Origin of the sequence: Agrococcus jenensis, assembly GCF_003752465.1 — a bacterium.
In the GTDB taxonomy this organism is placed as follows: Bacteria; Actinomycetota; Actinomycetes; order Actinomycetales; family Microbacteriaceae; genus Agrococcus; species Agrococcus jenensis.
The window spans coordinates 124,293-137,450 of sequence record NZ_RKHJ01000001.1 but is presented as its reverse complement, the minus strand read 5'-3'; the positions used below and the strand labels follow the sequence as shown (position 1 = coordinate 137,450).

Below are 13,158 nucleotides of genomic sequence, written 5' to 3'. Positions count from 1 at the left end.
GGTCCCGGAGGGTCGTACGGGTCCCCGGTGGCTCGGCGGTCCCGTGTTGCCCTGCGTGACGCCTGGGCCGAGGTCGGCACGCGACGCTCGGTACGCTGGGGGCGGCACGACGAGGTGCTGCCACCCCACCGCACCGCGCAAGGAGTCCCCATGTCGAAGCCCGTCGTCCTGATCGCCGAGGAGCTCTCGGCCGCGACCGTCGACGCCCTCGGGCCCGACTTCGACATCCGCCAGGTCGACGGCACGGATCGGGAGGCGCTCTTCGCCGCCCTCGCCGACGCATCCGCCGTGCTCGTCCGCAGCGCGACGCAGCTCGACGCCGAGGCGATCGCGCACGCGCCGCAGCTCAAGGTGATCGCCCGCGCCGGCGTCGGCCTCGACAACGTCGAGATCCCCGCCGCCACCGCCGCGGGGGTCATGGTCGTCAACGCGCCGACCTCGAACATCGTCTCGGCCGCCGAGCTCGCCATCGCGCACCTGCTCGGCCTCGCCCGGCACATCCCGGCCGCCGACGCCTCGCTGAAGCGCGGCGAGTGGAAGCGCAGCGCCTACACGGGCGTCGAGCTCTACGAGAAGACCGTCGGCATCGTGGGCCTCGGCCGCATCGGCGTGCTCGTCGCCGAGCGCCTCGCCGCCTTCGGCACGAAGCTCATCGCGTTCGACCCGTTCGTCAGCCCGGCCCGCGCCGCGCAGCTCGGCGTCGAGCTGCGCTCGCTCGACGAGCTGATGGCCGAGAGCGACTTCATCACCATCCACATCCCGCGCACGCCCGAGACGGTCGGCCTGATCGGCGAGGCGCAGTTCGCGCTCGCGAAGCCCTCGCTCCGCATCGTCAACGCCTCGCGCGGCGGCATCATCGATGAAGCGGCGCTCGCGATCGCCCTCCGCGAGGGCCGCATCGCCGGCGCCGGCATCGACGTGTTCGTCTCCGAGCCGCCGAAGGACGACGCGCTCACGAGCGCCCCGAACATCCAGGTCACGCCCCACCTCGGCGCATCGACCGACGAGGCGCAGGAGAAGGCTGGCGTCGCCGTCGCCCGCTCCGTGCGGCTCGCGCTCTCCGGCGACCTCGTGCCGGATGCCGTGAACGTCGCCGGCGGGATCATCGACGAGTACGTGCGCCCCGGCATCCCGCTCGCCGAGCGGCTCGGCCAGTTCGTCGCCGGCCTCGCGGCCGGCCCGGTCGAGGCGGTCGACGTCGCGGTGCACGGCGAGCTCGCCGGCTACGACGTCAAGGTGCTGCGCCTCGCGGCGCTCAAGGGCTTCTTCTCGTCGATCGTGAGCGAGCAGGTGACCTTCGTGAACGCGCCGGTCATCGCGGAGTCGCGCGGCGTGACGAGCGCGCTCACCGCCGACGAGCGCAGCGAGGAGTACCGCAACGTCGTCGAGGTCGTCGCCGCGACGAGCGACGGCCGCCGGGTGAGCGTCGAGGGCACCCTCACGGGCCCGAAGCAGGTCGAGAAGATCGTCGGCGTCAACGGCCAGTCTGTCGAGGTGCCGATGGCCGACCACTTCGTCGTCATGGAGTACGTCGACCGACCCGGGATCGTGGCCGCCTACGGCGCCGCGTTCGGCGAGGCGCAGATCAACATCGCCGGCATGCAGATCGCCCGCACGTCCGCGGGCGGCGACGCGCTCTCGATCATCACGATCGACCAGGCGGCACCTGAGGAGCTCGTCGAGCAGGTGGGCAGCGCGATCGAGGCGACCACGATCCGTCAGATCGGCATCCGCGCGCTCTAGGCGCCTACCGCCGCTCGATGATGAGCGGGTCGCCGGTCGCCGCGCCGGCCAGCGGCGTGTCGCTGTCGCAGCCGCGGGCGTCCTGCTCTCCAGGCAGGCAGACGTCCATGGTCGACAGGATCGCCTCGAAGACCTGCCGAGCGTTCCCGTAGCCGGGGGCCGGCCACGCGGGCGGTCGTCCCGAGGCCACCACCGTCATGCGCTGCCCGTGCGCGCCGCCGGTGAAGATGGCTTGGGGGAACTTGTCCGGCAGCAGCAGGCCGGGGTGGCAGAAGCCCCGCCCGTTGCACAGCGGCACCCTCGAACCGGGGTCCCCGTCGCAGGGCAGGGCCGGTCGGCGGCAGTAGTCGTCGACCCACCGGTGCACCCCGGCGAGCGACTCGCCGCCGGCGTATGGCGCTGTCCACGCGACCACCCAGAAGTTGCGGTCGGCGGAGAGGAAGACGTCGTACGCCGGGCTCTCCCAGTTCCCGGCGTCCACCTCGATCGCCCAGCTGCGGACGGCCTGGACGACGCTCCAGTCGGGCGGGTGGCCGATACCGAATCCGTGCTGCTCGGAGACGTAGGTGGTCCAGCCGGTCGAGTCCAACCGCGCGTCGTCCGGCGGGTTGGACGGGGGAGTCGCGGGCTGGGACGGCGCAGCGGTGACGGACGGAGCAGCGGCGTCGGACGGCACTGGGTCGTCAGACGCCACTGCGTCGTCGGACGGAGCGCTCGAGACGACCGGCCGTGCGGAGTCGAGCGCGGGCTCCGTCGGGGTCGGCGGAGGTGCGGTGCATCCGGCCGCCAGCACGACGGCGAGCAGCGCGACGGATCTCGGCCAGCTCATGGATGTCTCCTCTCGGTCGGGCACGACCTGCGTCGGCGGCTCTACGCCAGCGGCCGCACGTCCATCGTCGAGAGGAACGCGGCGAGCAGGTCGCGCGCGCTGCCGTTCCTGTCGGACGACCAGTCGGCGGGCCGCCAGACGGCGACGACGGTCATCCGGTCGGCGTCCGGACCGCCGACGAAGAAGGCCTGCACGTCGGTGTTGAAGGGCACCAGCAGGCCCGGATGGCAGGCGCGGCGGTCGCTGCAGAGCCGCACCGCGCGCTCGCCGATCGTCGCGCAGTCGCTGTTGCCGCTCTCGTGGCACAGCTGCTGCGCCCATCGCTCGACCGCGAGCAGCGACGCCTCACCGCGGAACGGCACGGCCCATGCGCTGACCCGCACGTCGCCGTCCGGCGACCAGAAGGACTCGTGCGCGATGCTGTCCCAGTCCGCCGCGTCGACCTCCATGGTCCAGGCCCTTTGCGACGGCTCGAGCCGCCAGCCCGGCGGGTGGCCGATGCGGAAGCCGTAGCGGGTCGACACGTAGGCCGGCCAGCTGCTCGCGCCGGCAGACGCGGACGGGGCGGACGGCGCAGGGTCGACACGGGGCGTGGGGCCCGCGGACGGCGTCGCATCCACGGACGGCAGCGGGGTCGCGGCGGCCGACTCGGCCGGTGGCGGATCCGACGGCGTCGGCGAGGGCGGGGGAGCCGTGCACCCGGTCAGCACCGAGAGCAGCACGGCCAGCACGACCACGGATCTCGGCCAGGCCATGACGACCCCCTCAGACGCCCGCAGGATACGCCCGCGGTGGCCGACGGGACAGCCCCCACTGGCGCGGTGTCAGCGCGCCGGGCTAGCGTCGCGGGCATGGACTCCACCACACCCGTCCGCATCGTGCTCGTCCCCGGCTTCTGGCTCGGTGCCTGGGCGTGGGACGAGGTCGCCGAGCTGCTGCGCGGGCAGGGCGACGAGGTCGTCGCGCTCACGCTCCCGGGGCTCGAGCCCGACCACTCGGCCCGCGGCGAGGTCTCGCTCGACGACCACGTCGCCGCCATCGAGGCAGCGCTCGAGGGCGACCGGCCCGTGCTGCTCGTCGCGCACAGCGGCGCGGCAATCCCGGCGACCGTCGCGATCGACCGGCACGTCGACCGCATCGCCGGGACCGTCTGGGTCGACACGGCGCCGGTCGTCGACGGCGCTGCGATGGATGCGTCGTTCGAAGGCGACGCGATGCCGCTCGACGCCGCGTGGGACGACGAGATGGAGCAGGGCTCGATGCGCGACCTCACCCCGGCGCAGCTCGACGAGTTCCGCAGCAGAGCGGTGCCGGAGCCCGGTGGCGTGGTGCGCGAGGCGGTCTCGCTCACCGACGACCGACGGCTCGACGTGCCCGCCACGATCGTCTGCACCGCGTTCTCGGCGGCCGAGTACCGCGCCTATGCCGAGCAGGGCATGTCGTTCCTCGCTGGCCTGCTCGAGCACCGGGCGCTCACGCTCGTCGACCTGCCGACCGGCCACTGGCCGATGTGGTCGAAGCCGGTGGAGCTCGCCGCGATCATCGACGTCGCAGCCCGCGCCGCCGCGCAGCGCTGAGCCGGGTCGACGCCGACCGGGTCACTGCTGCGGCAGCACCACCCAGACGCTCGCGCCGCCGAGCTCGGCGTCGTCGATGCCGATGCGCCCGCCGTGCGCCTCGACGATCCTGCGGCACGTCGAGAGGCCGATCCCGAGCCCTTCGACGTCGGCGCCCTCGCCGCGCTCGAGCAGGCCGAAGACCCGCTCGCGCTGCTCGGCAGGCACGCCCGGGCCGTCGTCGTCGACCGTGATGCGCCAGCCGGCGGTGAGCTCGTGCGCGCGCACCTCGATGGTGGGCTGCGCACCGCCCGCGGCGCTGAACTTGAGCGCGTTGGCGAGCAGGTTCTGCATGAGCGCGCGCAGCTGCGTCGCGTCGCCGCTGATGCGGGGCAGCTCGCCGACGTCGATCGTCGCCCCGGACGCGCGGATGGGGGCGTCGAGGTCGTCCACCACGTCGTGCAGCAGCGAGCCGAGGTCGATGGCGCTCCGGCGCGGCCTGCCGCCGACGCGCGCGAAGTCCAGCAGGTCGGCGACGAGGTCGCCCATGCGGCCGGCCGCGCCGTTCGCGCGCTCGAGCGCCTCGGCGACGAGCACCGCGTCGGCGGACTCCAGGCCGTCGGAGGCGAGCTCGAGGAAGCCGACGAGCGCGGTGAGCGGGTTGCGCAGGTCGTGGCTGACCTGGCCGGCGAAGTGCGCGAGCTGCTCGTTCGAGCGGCCGAGCTCGCGCGTGATGCGCCGCAGCTCGAGCACGTCGATCACCTGTCGGGCGAGCAGCGCGAGCGCGCGGCTGTCCTGCTCGCTGAGCTCGCGCACCTCCTCGTCGAAGACGCAGAGCGTGCCGATCGGCACGCCGGCCGGGGTGATGAGCGGGCTCGAGGCGTAGAAGCGCACGTCGGCGATCTCGCCGGTGACGAACGGGTTGTCGCGGAAGCGGTCGTCGACGCGGGCATCCGGCACGACGACGTGGCCCGGATGGCGGAACACGACCGCGCACATCGAGTCCTCGCGCGCGCAGACGTTCGGCTCGAAGCCGACCGCGGCGATCTGGTGCTGGCTGCGGTCGTCGATGATGTTGATGACCGCGGTCGAGACGCCGCAGATCGATGCCGCGAGCTGCACGAGGCCCTCGAGGTCGGGCTCCGGCGGCTGCCCCACCACCCGATACTCGGCGATCGCCTCACGGCGGGTGATGTCGTCGGCAGTGCGCACGCACGATCCTCTCCTGCAGCGCGATGGCCGCCCCTGGTGTGCTCAGGGTACCGAGCGCTGCGGCCGCCGCCGCTCAGGCGCCGAGCCGTCGGGCGACGCGCACGAGCAGCTCGATCTCCTCGCCGGCGCGCGTCGGTTCGACCGCGCCGAGCGCCGAGCGGAAGTAGACGCCGTCGGCGAGCAGCACGACGGTCAGCGCGAGCTCCTCGTCGCCGAGCCGCTCGGCGATCGCGGCGACGTACTCGTCGTCGAGCCGCTGCAGCGCAGCGCGGGCGGCGGCGCCGGCGGGGGACTGGGCGATGCGCACGAGCGCGACGGTCGCCCGGTCGAGGCTGCTGTCGGCGGCGACCGAGGTGCGCAGGAAGGTCGCGACGATGTCGTCGGCGCCGCGCAGCGCCTCGACGTCCGCCGCGCCGAGCTCGCGGAAGCGCTCGATGAGCCCCGCCTCGAGCGCGGCCTTCGAGCCGAAGTGGTAGAGCAGCCCGCCCTTCGAGACGCCGCCGCGCTGCGCGACGGCCTGCACGGTGGCCGCCCGCTCGCCCTCGTCGATGAGGATCGCGACGTAGGCGTCGAGCAGCTGCTCTCGGACGGTGCCGGATGCGTCGCGGGCCATGCGGCGAGCATACCCTTGCCCACAAACCGTCCAGACGGTACAGTAAGATGGTCGGCGCCCATCCGCGCGCCGGCGAACCGGACGGAGAGCGATCATGGACATCCAGCAGCGGGCGATCGGCCAGGCGAGCGAGCAGCGAGCCGGTCGTCGCGAGTGGGCGGCGCTCGTCGTGCTCATGCTCCCGGTGCTGCTGATCGCGATCGACAACACCGTGCTGGGCTTCGCCCTGCCGCAGATCGCGCTCGAGCTCGAGCCCACCGCGGCGCAGCAGCTGTGGATCGTCGACGCCTACTCGCTCGTGCTCGCGGGCCTGCTGGTCGCGATGGGCGGCATCGGCGACCGCTTCGGCCGCCGCCGGATGCTGCTCATCGGCGCGACCGGCTTCGCGCTCGTCTCGGTGCTCGCCGCCTTCGCGCCCACCGCCCCCGCGCTCATCGCGGCCCGCGCGGCGCTCGGCTTCTTCGGCGCCATGCTCATGCCGTCGACGCTCTCGCTCATCCGGTCGACGTTCCCGCACCGCGGCGACCGACGGCTTGCGATCGCCGTCTGGGCGACCGCCTTCTCGGTCGGCAGCGCGCTCGGCCCGACGGTCGGTGGTCTGCTGCTCGAGCACTTCGCGTGGGGCTCGGTGTTCCTCATGGCGGTGCCGGTGCTGCTGCCGCTGCTCGTGCTCGCGCCGCTGCTCGTGCGCGAGAGCCGCGACCCGAACCCGGGCAGGCTCGATCCGATCGGCATCGTGCTGTCGATCGTCGCGCTCGGGGCCCTGGCCGCCGGCATCAAGCACGTCGCCGTCGACGGGCTCGACCTCATCGCCGTCGGCATGGCGGTCGTGGCGGTCGTGGCCGGCTGGCTGTTCGTGCGGCGGATGCGGTCGTCGGCCGCACCGATGCTCGACATCGACCTGCTGCGCATCCCGGCGTTCTCGGGCGCCATCGCGATCAACCTGCTGAGCGTCATGGCGCTGGTGGGCGCGCTCTTCTTCCTCACGCAGCACCTCCAGCTCGTCGAGGGGCTCTCGACGCTCGACGCCGCGCTGCTGCTCGTGCCCGGCACGATCGCGATGGTCGGCACGGGCCTCGGCGTGGTCGTGCTCGTGCGGCACATGCCCGCGCACCGCGTGGTCGCGCTCGGGCTCGCGAGCTCGACGGCGGGCTACCTCGTCGTGGCGCTGAGCGGCGACGCGCTGTCGCCGCTGCTCGTGGCGGTCGCCTACGGCCTGCTGGGCGCGGGCGTCGGCGCCGCGGAGACCCTGTCCAACGAGATCGTCGTCAGCACGGCGCCGCCGGAGCGCGCGGGCGCGGCGAGCGCGGTCTCGGAGACCGCCTACGAGCTCGGCGCGGTGCTCGGCACGGCCGTGCTCGGCGGCGTCGTGAGCGCCGTCTACCGCTCGTCGCTCGTCATCCCGGAGGGGGTCGGGGCCGCCGACGGCGCCGCCGCCCGGGAGACCCTGGCCGGTGCGCTCGACGTGGCCGACCGCCTCCCCGTGCCGCTCGGCGATGCGCTCGCGCAGGCCGCGATGACGGCGTTCGACGACGGCGCGCTCGCGACGGCCCTCACCGGTGCGGCGCTCATGGCGATCGCGATCGTGGTCGCGCTGCGCACGCTGCGGAAGGCCTGACCGGAGCGCTCGACGAGAGAGGAGGGGTGCCGCCTCACGGCAGCACCCCTCCTCTCGTGTGTCGGACGGTCGTCAGATGACGTCGTCGCGGCGCTCGGTGCGCTCGACGCGCGTGCCGGAGGCCGGGTCGACGCTCGAGCGCGAGACCTGCGACGTCCGCCCCGAGCGGGCGGCCATGATGATGCCGATGAGGGTGACGAGGGCGCCGGCGCCCAGCAGGATGTAGCCGATCAGGGCCCAGTTGGCGCCTTCGACCTGCCACAGGGCGGGGACCGCCCAGGCGATGATCGCGCCGACGGCCATGAGGAAGATGCCGAAGCCGATGCTCAAGGTGCTCTCCGTTCGTTGCGGACGCCAGGGACCAGGCGGCCTGTGGGGCGAATGTACTGCGCCCAGGCTGGGACGCGGGTGCGAACATCGGCGCGGCTAGGCTGGAGCGCGCGGCCCGCGCGGATGCGGCGCTGCCGATCGACGCGCACACGGTGCGCCCCAGGGAGGAAGAGTGCAGCAGCTGCGCCTCGCGGTCATCGCAGGAGACGGCATCGGCCCCGAGGTCACCCTCGAGGCCAGGCGGGCCATGCGCGCCGCCCTCGACGGGGTCGAGCTCGTCGAGACGGAGTACGCGCTCGGCGCGGCGCACTACCTCGAGACCGGCGAGATCCTCGACGACGCGACGCTCGAGCAGCTCCGGCACCACGACGCGATCCTGCTCGGCGCGGTCGGCGGCGACCCCGCGGACGCTCGCCTCGCCGGCGGCATCATCGAGCGCGGCCTGCTGCTGCGGCTGCGCTTCGCCTTCGACCACCACGTCAACCTGCGGCCCACCCGCCTGCACCCGAAGCTCGCGAGCCCGCTGCGCGACCCGGGCGACATCGACTTCGTGGTCGTGCGCGAGGGCACCGAGGGCCCCTACGTCGGCAACGGCGGATCGCTGCGCACCGGCACGCCGCACGAGATCGCGAACGAGACGAGCGTCAACACCGCCTTCGGCGTGGAGCGCGTGGTGCGCTTCGCGTTCGAGCTCGCCGAGCAGCGCGACCGCAGGCTCACGCTCGTGCACAAGAAGAACGTGCTCGTGCACGCCGGTGGCCTCTGGCAGCGCATCGTCGACGCCGTCGCGGCCGAGCACCCGGACGTCGCGGTCGACTACCTGCACGTCGACGCGGCGACGATCTTCCTCGTCGACCGGCCGAGCCGCTTCGACGTGATCGTCACCGACAACCTGTTCGGCGACATCCTCACCGACCTCGCCGGTGCCGTCGGCGGCGGCATCGGCATGGCCGCATCCGGCAACCTCAACCCCTCGGGCGAGTTCCCGAGCATGTTCGAGCCCGTGCACGGCTCCGCGCCCGACATCGCAGGCCGCGCGATCGCCGACCCGACGGCCGCGATCCTCTCGGCGGCGCTGCTGCTCGAGCACTCCGGCCATCCTGACGCCGGCCGGCGCATCCGCGACGCGGTCGACGCCGACGTCGACGCCCGCGGCGGCGCGAGCCGCGCAACCCATGAGGTCGGCGACGCCATCGTCGACCGCATCCGCACCTCGAAGGAGCAGGCATGACACTCGAGTTCACCCTCACGCGGAACGCGGAGCCGGTCGCCGACGACGTCCGCGCCGGCGTGCTCGCCGAGCCGGGCTTCGGCAAGCACTTCACCGACCACATGGTGTCGATCGACTGGACCGCCGACGGCGGCTGGCACGACGCCCGCATCGAGCCCTACGGCCCGCTGCAGATGGACCCCGCCTCGGCCGTGCTGCACTACGGCCAGGAGATCTTCGAGGGGATGAAGGCCTACCGCCGCGACGACGGCTCGGTCTGGACGTTCCGCCCCGACCAGAACGCGAAGCGCTTGCAGCGCTCGGCCGCCCGGCTCGCGCTGCCGCAGCTGCCAGAGGAGCTCTTCCTCGAGGCCATCCGCCGGCTCGTCGAGGTCGACGAGGCGTGGGTGCCCGACGGCGGCGAGGACTCGCTCTACCTCCGGCCGTTCATGATCGCCAACGAGGTCTTCCTCGGCGTCCGAGCGGCGCAGACCGTGCGGTTCATGGTCATCGCGAGCCCCGCGGGCCCGTACTTCGCAGGCGGTGTGAAGCCCGTCTCGATCTGGCTCTCGCGCGAGTACAACCGCGCCGGCAAGGGCGGCACGGGCGCTGCCAAGTGCGGCGGCAACTACGCCGCGAGCCTCCTGCCGACGCAGCTCGCGGTCGCCAACGGCTGCGCGCAGGTGCTCTTCCTCAACGAGGAGGGCACCGACCTCGAGGAGCTCGGCGGCATGAACGTCGTGCTCGTGAAGGCCGACGGCACGCTCATCACGCCCGACTCCGACACGATCCTCGACGGCGTCACGCGCAACTCGCTGCTGCAGCTCGCGGCGGATGAGGGGCACGCGGTCGAGCGCCGTCCCGTCACGCTCGCCGAGTGGCGCGACGGGGTCGCGGACGGCACGATCACCGAGGCGTTCGCGTGCGGCACGGCCGCGGTGCTCACGCCGATCGCGGCGCTCCGCAGCCCCGACGAGACGATCGGTGACCCGGACGCGCCCGCGGGCCCGGTCGCGCTCGCGCTCCGCAAGGCGCTCACCGACATCCAGTACGGCCGCGCGGAGGACCCGCACGGCTGGATGGTCCAGCTGACGGGCGCCCGCTGATGCGCGTCGCACGCTTCGCCCACGGCGAGCGGATCGGCTACGGCGTCGTCGACGAGGACGCCCTGGTCGTGCTCACGGGCGACCCGATCGTCGCCGGCTTCGACACGACGGGGGAGCGGATCCCGCTCGGCGAGGCACGGCTGCTCGCCCCCGTCATCCCGCGCTCGAAGGTCGTCGCGGTCGGCCGCAACTACGCGAAGCACGCCGCGGAGCTGGGCAACGAGGTGCCCACGGAGCCGCTCGTGTTCCTCAAGCCGAACACGTCGGTGATCGGCCCCGGCGACGCCATCGTGATGCCGCCGGAGTCGCAGGACGTGCACTTCGAGGGCGAGATCGCGATCGTCATCGGCCGCGTCGCGCGCCGGCTGACGAAGGCGAACGCGCTGCACGCGGTCTTCGGCGTCACCGTGGCGAACGACGTCACGGCTCGGGACCTGCAGCGGCGCGAGCAGCAGTGGGCGCGTGCGAAGGGCTTCGACACGTTCTGCCCGCTCGGCCCGGCGATCGAGACGGAGCCTGACTGGAACGACCTGCGCCTCATCACCCGGGTCGACGGAGAGGTGCGGCAGGACGGCGTCTCGAGCGACTGGATCTTCGACGCGCCGACGGTGCTCGAGTGGATCACCGCGGCCATGACCCTGCTGCCGGGCGACGTCGTGCTGATGGGGACGCCCGAGGGCGTCGGCCCGCTCGCCGCGGGCCAGACGGTCGAGGTCGAGGTGCCGGGCGTCGGCACGCTGCGCAACCCCGTCGTCGCGCAGTCGGTCGCCACCCCCGCCTAGCCCCCTGATCGCCGAGCTTCCCCGAACTCCGGGTTTCCGGCCCGAGAACTCGGCATTCGGGGAAGCTCGACGTCGCGCGCCCGGTCCGGGTCTCAGGGTCGGTGCCTAGCATCGGGCCCAAGGGCGACGTCGGTCGCCCAGGACTCGAGGAGGAGCCATGTCGGAGATCCAGCAGCTGCTCGGCCGCATGCCGATCCAGCAGATCGCGCAGCAGGCCGGTGTCGGCGAGGACGAGGCGCGGCAGGCGATCGAGGCGATCGTGCCCGCGCTCGTCGGCGGGATGCAGGCGAACGCCCACGACCCCGCGGGCGCGCGATCGCTCGCCGGTGCACTGGGCGCGCACGCCGGGCACCTCGATGCGCGGCTCGCGGGCAGCGTCGACACCGCCGACGGCGAGAAGATCGTGCGGAACGTCTTCGGCGACAACGCCGACCAGATCGCCAGGGCGGCGGGCGGCGGCTCCGCGCTCGGCGGCATCATCCAGAAGGTGCTGCCGATCGTCGCGCCGATGGTGCTCGCCTGGATCGCGAACCGCTTCTTCGGCCGAGACAGGCGGGCACCGCAGCAGCCCTCGCCCGCCGAGCAGCAGGGCGGCAACTTCGACTCGCCGTTCGGCAACTTCGACTCGCCGTTCGGCAAGGGCTCCGCGGGCGCCGAGCAGCCCGTGCGGGTGCCGCAGGGCCAGCCGCAGGGTCCGGCCTCCGGTCAGCCGCAGGGCCAGGCGCAGCAGCAGGACGGCTTCGGGCTCGACGACCTGCTGGGCGGGATCCTCGGCGGTGGCTCGGCGACGCAGCAAGGCGGCCAGCAGGGCGGCCAGCAGGGCGGCGGCCCGCTCGGCCCGCTCGGCGACATCCTCGGCGGCCTGCTCGGCGGCGGTCGCCGCTGACCCGATCGGTCACTCCCGGCCCTGCGCGCACCTCGATTGGCCCCTTCCGGCCCCGCGCGGACCTCGATTGGCCACTCGCGGCGGCGCTGACCTCCGATTGGTCGCGAGTGGCTGCCGCGCGGGTCGCCGGGCAGCCAGGAGCGACCAATCGACGCGACCGATCGAGGATCTAACGACGAGATGGCGACGTCATGCATCGACGTTACGCTGGACCATGCCGGGTGGAGCCTGCCTGCATATGCAGGCTGGCTCCCGTAGAGTGACCGCATGGCTTCTCCCGATGCGCTCCGCGGCCACGTCGACGCGATGCTGCTCAGCGTGCTCGCCGAGGGACCGGTGCACGGCTACGGCGCGATCGAGCGCATCCGGCACCGCTCGGATGGCGCGCTCGACTTCCCGAGCGGCACCGTCTACCCCGCGCTCAAGCGGCTTGAGCGCCGCGGCCTCATCGAGGGGGAGTGGGCGTCCGAGGGGCGCTCGAAGCGCGTCTACCGGCTGACGACCGCGGGCACCGCCGCGCTCGCGACCGAGCGCGACGACTGGGCGGCGACCTCGACGGTCATCACGCGCGTGCTCGGGCAGGCGCAGGCGTAGTTGCCCCGAGCCGCACGGCAGCGAAGCGCACGAGCAGCACGCCGGCGCCCGCACCGACGGCAGTGCCGAGCACGACCGTGAGGACGACGAGGGCTGCGGCGATCGCGGCACCCGCGGGCGGCACCGGCAGCGCGACGGCGAGCGCGATCGCGCCGCCGACGAGCACGACCGCCAGCACGAGCTGCAGGGCGGCGACGGCGACGAGCGCGGGCATCGAGCCGGCGCGGCGGATCGCGACCGCGCCCACGGTCGCGGCGATCGCGACGAGCGGCGCCACGACGTCGAGCGCGCGCGAGACGGGCAGCATCCACGCCACGTCGAGCGGCACCCGGAAGCCCGGCAGCGCGGCGATCGCGGTCATGCCCACGACCCACGCGACCACGAGCACGGCGACGATGCCCGCGGACGCGGGGGAGTAGCGGCGGCCCACGTCGGCGAGCAGCTCTCGTGAGAGCTCGGCGGCGATCGGCGCCGGATCGCCGAACTCCGCCACGACGGCGCATGCGGCGGAGCGCTCCGGCACGCCGGCCGCTGTCCGTGCCGCGACGGCCTCCCGCAGATCGCCCTCGATCTCGCGCACGACGTCGCGACGGCGGCGCCCGGAGGCGACGACGGCGCGCTCGAGCGATCCGACCAGGTCGGCGATGGGATCGGCGGCGGGCATCGCGTCGATCCTCCC

The 13,158-nt window shown here is 73.6% G+C and carries 14 protein-coding genes; 8 read left to right on the top strand and 6 right to left on the bottom strand.

The window, feature by feature from the left end; all coding sequences use genetic code 11:
- The first annotated feature begins 150 nt into the window (after positions 1 to 150).
- Complete coding sequence (gene serA / locus EDD26_RS00705) at positions 151 to 1,743, top strand: phosphoglycerate dehydrogenase (protein WP_123695960.1); 1,593 nt, start codon at positions 151 to 153, stop codon at positions 1,741 to 1,743.
- Between the two features lie 4 nt (positions 1,744 to 1,747).
- On the opposite strand, the gene EDD26_RS00700 is transcribed toward serA, so the two are convergent.
- Both EDD26_RS00700 and EDD26_RS00695 read right to left on the bottom strand, forming a co-directional pair.
- Positions 1,748 to 2,572, bottom strand: a complete 825-nt coding sequence (locus tag EDD26_RS00700; RefSeq protein ID WP_123695959.1) for a hypothetical protein — start codon at positions 2,570 to 2,572, stop codon at positions 1,748 to 1,750.
- A gap of 41 nt (positions 2,573 to 2,613) precedes the next feature.
- The gene (locus EDD26_RS00695) at positions 2,614 to 3,327 is read right to left on the bottom strand and encodes a hypothetical protein (RefSeq protein ID WP_123695958.1); all 714 of its coding nucleotides are present in this window, start codon (positions 3,325 to 3,327) and stop codon (positions 2,614 to 2,616) included.
- Between the two features lie 96 nt (positions 3,328 to 3,423).
- Between EDD26_RS00695 and EDD26_RS00690 the strand changes: the two genes are divergently transcribed.
- Positions 3,424 to 4,149 carry an alpha/beta fold hydrolase gene (locus tag EDD26_RS00690; RefSeq protein WP_123695957.1) on the top strand — a complete coding sequence of 242 codons (726 nt, stop codon included), beginning with the start codon at positions 3,424 to 3,426 and terminating at the stop codon, positions 4,147 to 4,149.
- A 21-nt stretch (positions 4,150 to 4,170) separates the two neighbouring features.
- Here the strand turns inward: EDD26_RS00690 and EDD26_RS00685 are convergent, their stop codons facing one another.
- Both EDD26_RS00685 and EDD26_RS00680 read right to left on the bottom strand, forming a co-directional pair.
- On the bottom strand, positions 4,171 to 5,340 hold the full coding sequence (locus tag EDD26_RS00685; RefSeq protein ID WP_123695956.1) for a sensor histidine kinase: 1,170 nt from the start codon (positions 5,338 to 5,340) through the stop codon (positions 4,171 to 4,173).
- Positions 5,341 to 5,413: 73 nt separating this feature from the next.
- The gene (locus tag EDD26_RS00680; RefSeq protein WP_170165476.1) at positions 5,414 to 5,953 is read right to left on the bottom strand and encodes a TetR/AcrR family transcriptional regulator; all 540 of its coding nucleotides are present in this window, start codon (positions 5,951 to 5,953) and stop codon (positions 5,414 to 5,416) included.
- 94 nt (positions 5,954 to 6,047) lie between these two features.
- On the opposite strand from EDD26_RS00680, the gene EDD26_RS00675 reads away from it, so the two are divergent.
- A complete protein-coding gene (locus tag EDD26_RS00675) occupies positions 6,048 to 7,571 on the top strand; it encodes an MFS transporter (protein WP_123695955.1) in 1,524 nt (507 codons plus the stop codon).
- A gap of 72 nt (positions 7,572 to 7,643) precedes the next feature.
- Here EDD26_RS00675 and EDD26_RS00670 read toward each other — a convergent pair whose 3' ends face one another.
- A complete protein-coding gene (locus EDD26_RS00670; RefSeq protein WP_123695954.1) occupies positions 7,644 to 7,901 on the bottom strand; it encodes a DUF6458 family protein in 258 nt (85 codons plus the stop codon).
- 172 nt (positions 7,902 to 8,073) lie between these two features.
- On the opposite strand from EDD26_RS00670, the gene EDD26_RS00665 reads away from it, so the two are divergent.
- The 5 genes from EDD26_RS00665 (at position 8,074) to EDD26_RS00645 (ending at position 12,479) form a co-directional block, all read left to right on the top strand.
- Entirely contained in the window at positions 8,074 to 9,132 is a 1,059-nt protein-coding gene (locus EDD26_RS00665; protein WP_123695953.1) for a 3-isopropylmalate dehydrogenase, read from the top strand.
- Positions 9,129 to 10,217, top strand: coding sequence for a branched-chain amino acid aminotransferase (locus tag EDD26_RS00660; protein ID WP_123695952.1), 1,089 nt, complete (start codon positions 9,129 to 9,131; stop codon positions 10,215 to 10,217). Before EDD26_RS00665 ends, EDD26_RS00660 begins: the two co-directional genes overlap by 4 nt.
- Positions 10,217 to 10,999 (top strand): fumarylacetoacetate hydrolase family protein, encoded by a 783-nt coding sequence (locus tag EDD26_RS00655; RefSeq protein ID WP_123695951.1) that lies wholly within the window; start codon positions 10,217 to 10,219, stop codon positions 10,997 to 10,999. The genes EDD26_RS00660 and EDD26_RS00655 overlap by 1 nt, the downstream gene beginning before the upstream one ends.
- A 157-nt stretch (positions 11,000 to 11,156) precedes the next feature.
- On the top strand, positions 11,157 to 11,885 hold the full coding sequence (locus tag EDD26_RS00650) for a DUF937 domain-containing protein (RefSeq protein ID WP_123695950.1): 729 nt from the start codon (positions 11,157 to 11,159) through the stop codon (positions 11,883 to 11,885).
- A 267-nt stretch (positions 11,886 to 12,152) separates the two neighbouring features.
- On the top strand, positions 12,153 to 12,479 hold the full coding sequence (locus EDD26_RS00645) for a helix-turn-helix transcriptional regulator (protein WP_123695949.1): 327 nt from the start codon (positions 12,153 to 12,155) through the stop codon (positions 12,477 to 12,479).
- Here the strand turns inward: EDD26_RS00645 and EDD26_RS00640 are convergent.
- Positions 12,448 to 13,143, bottom strand: a complete 696-nt coding sequence (locus tag EDD26_RS00640; protein WP_123695948.1) for a permease prefix domain 1-containing protein — start codon at positions 13,141 to 13,143, stop codon at positions 12,448 to 12,450. The two genes, EDD26_RS00645 and EDD26_RS00640, sit on opposite strands and share 32 nt — an antisense overlap.
- Between the last annotated feature and the right edge of the window lie 15 nt (positions 13,144 to 13,158).

Bases quoted from the DNA above. Each gene is read 5' to 3' on its own strand.
- serA (WP_123695960.1), top strand. From the start codon at position 151: ATGTCGAAGCCCGTCGTCCTGATCGCCGAGGAGCTCTCGGCCGCGACC.
- EDD26_RS00700 (WP_123695959.1), bottom strand. From the start codon at position 2,572: ATGAGCTGGCCGAGATCCGTCGCGCTGCTCGCCGTCGTGCTGGCGGCC.
- EDD26_RS00695 (WP_123695958.1), bottom strand. From the start codon at position 3,327: ATGGCCTGGCCGAGATCCGTGGTCGTGCTGGCCGTGCTGCTCTCGGTG.
- EDD26_RS00690 (WP_123695957.1), top strand. From the start codon at position 3,424: ATGGACTCCACCACACCCGTCCGCATCGTGCTCGTCCCCGGCTTCTGG.
- EDD26_RS00680 (WP_170165476.1), bottom strand. From the start codon at position 5,953: ATGGCCCGCGACGCATCCGGCACCGTCCGAGAGCAGCTGCTCGACGCC.
- EDD26_RS00675 (WP_123695955.1), top strand. From the start codon at position 6,048: ATGGACATCCAGCAGCGGGCGATCGGCCAGGCGAGCGAGCAGCGAGCC.
- EDD26_RS00660 (WP_123695952.1), top strand. From the start codon at position 9,129: ATGACACTCGAGTTCACCCTCACGCGGAACGCGGAGCCGGTCGCCGAC.
- EDD26_RS00655 (WP_123695951.1), top strand. From the start codon at position 10,217: ATGCGCGTCGCACGCTTCGCCCACGGCGAGCGGATCGGCTACGGCGTC.
- EDD26_RS00650 (WP_123695950.1), top strand. From the start codon at position 11,157: ATGTCGGAGATCCAGCAGCTGCTCGGCCGCATGCCGATCCAGCAGATC.
- EDD26_RS00645 (WP_123695949.1), top strand. From the start codon at position 12,153: ATGGCTTCTCCCGATGCGCTCCGCGGCCACGTCGACGCGATGCTGCTC.
- EDD26_RS00640 (WP_123695948.1), bottom strand. From the start codon at position 13,143: ATGCCCGCCGCCGATCCCATCGCCGACCTGGTCGGATCGCTCGAGCGC.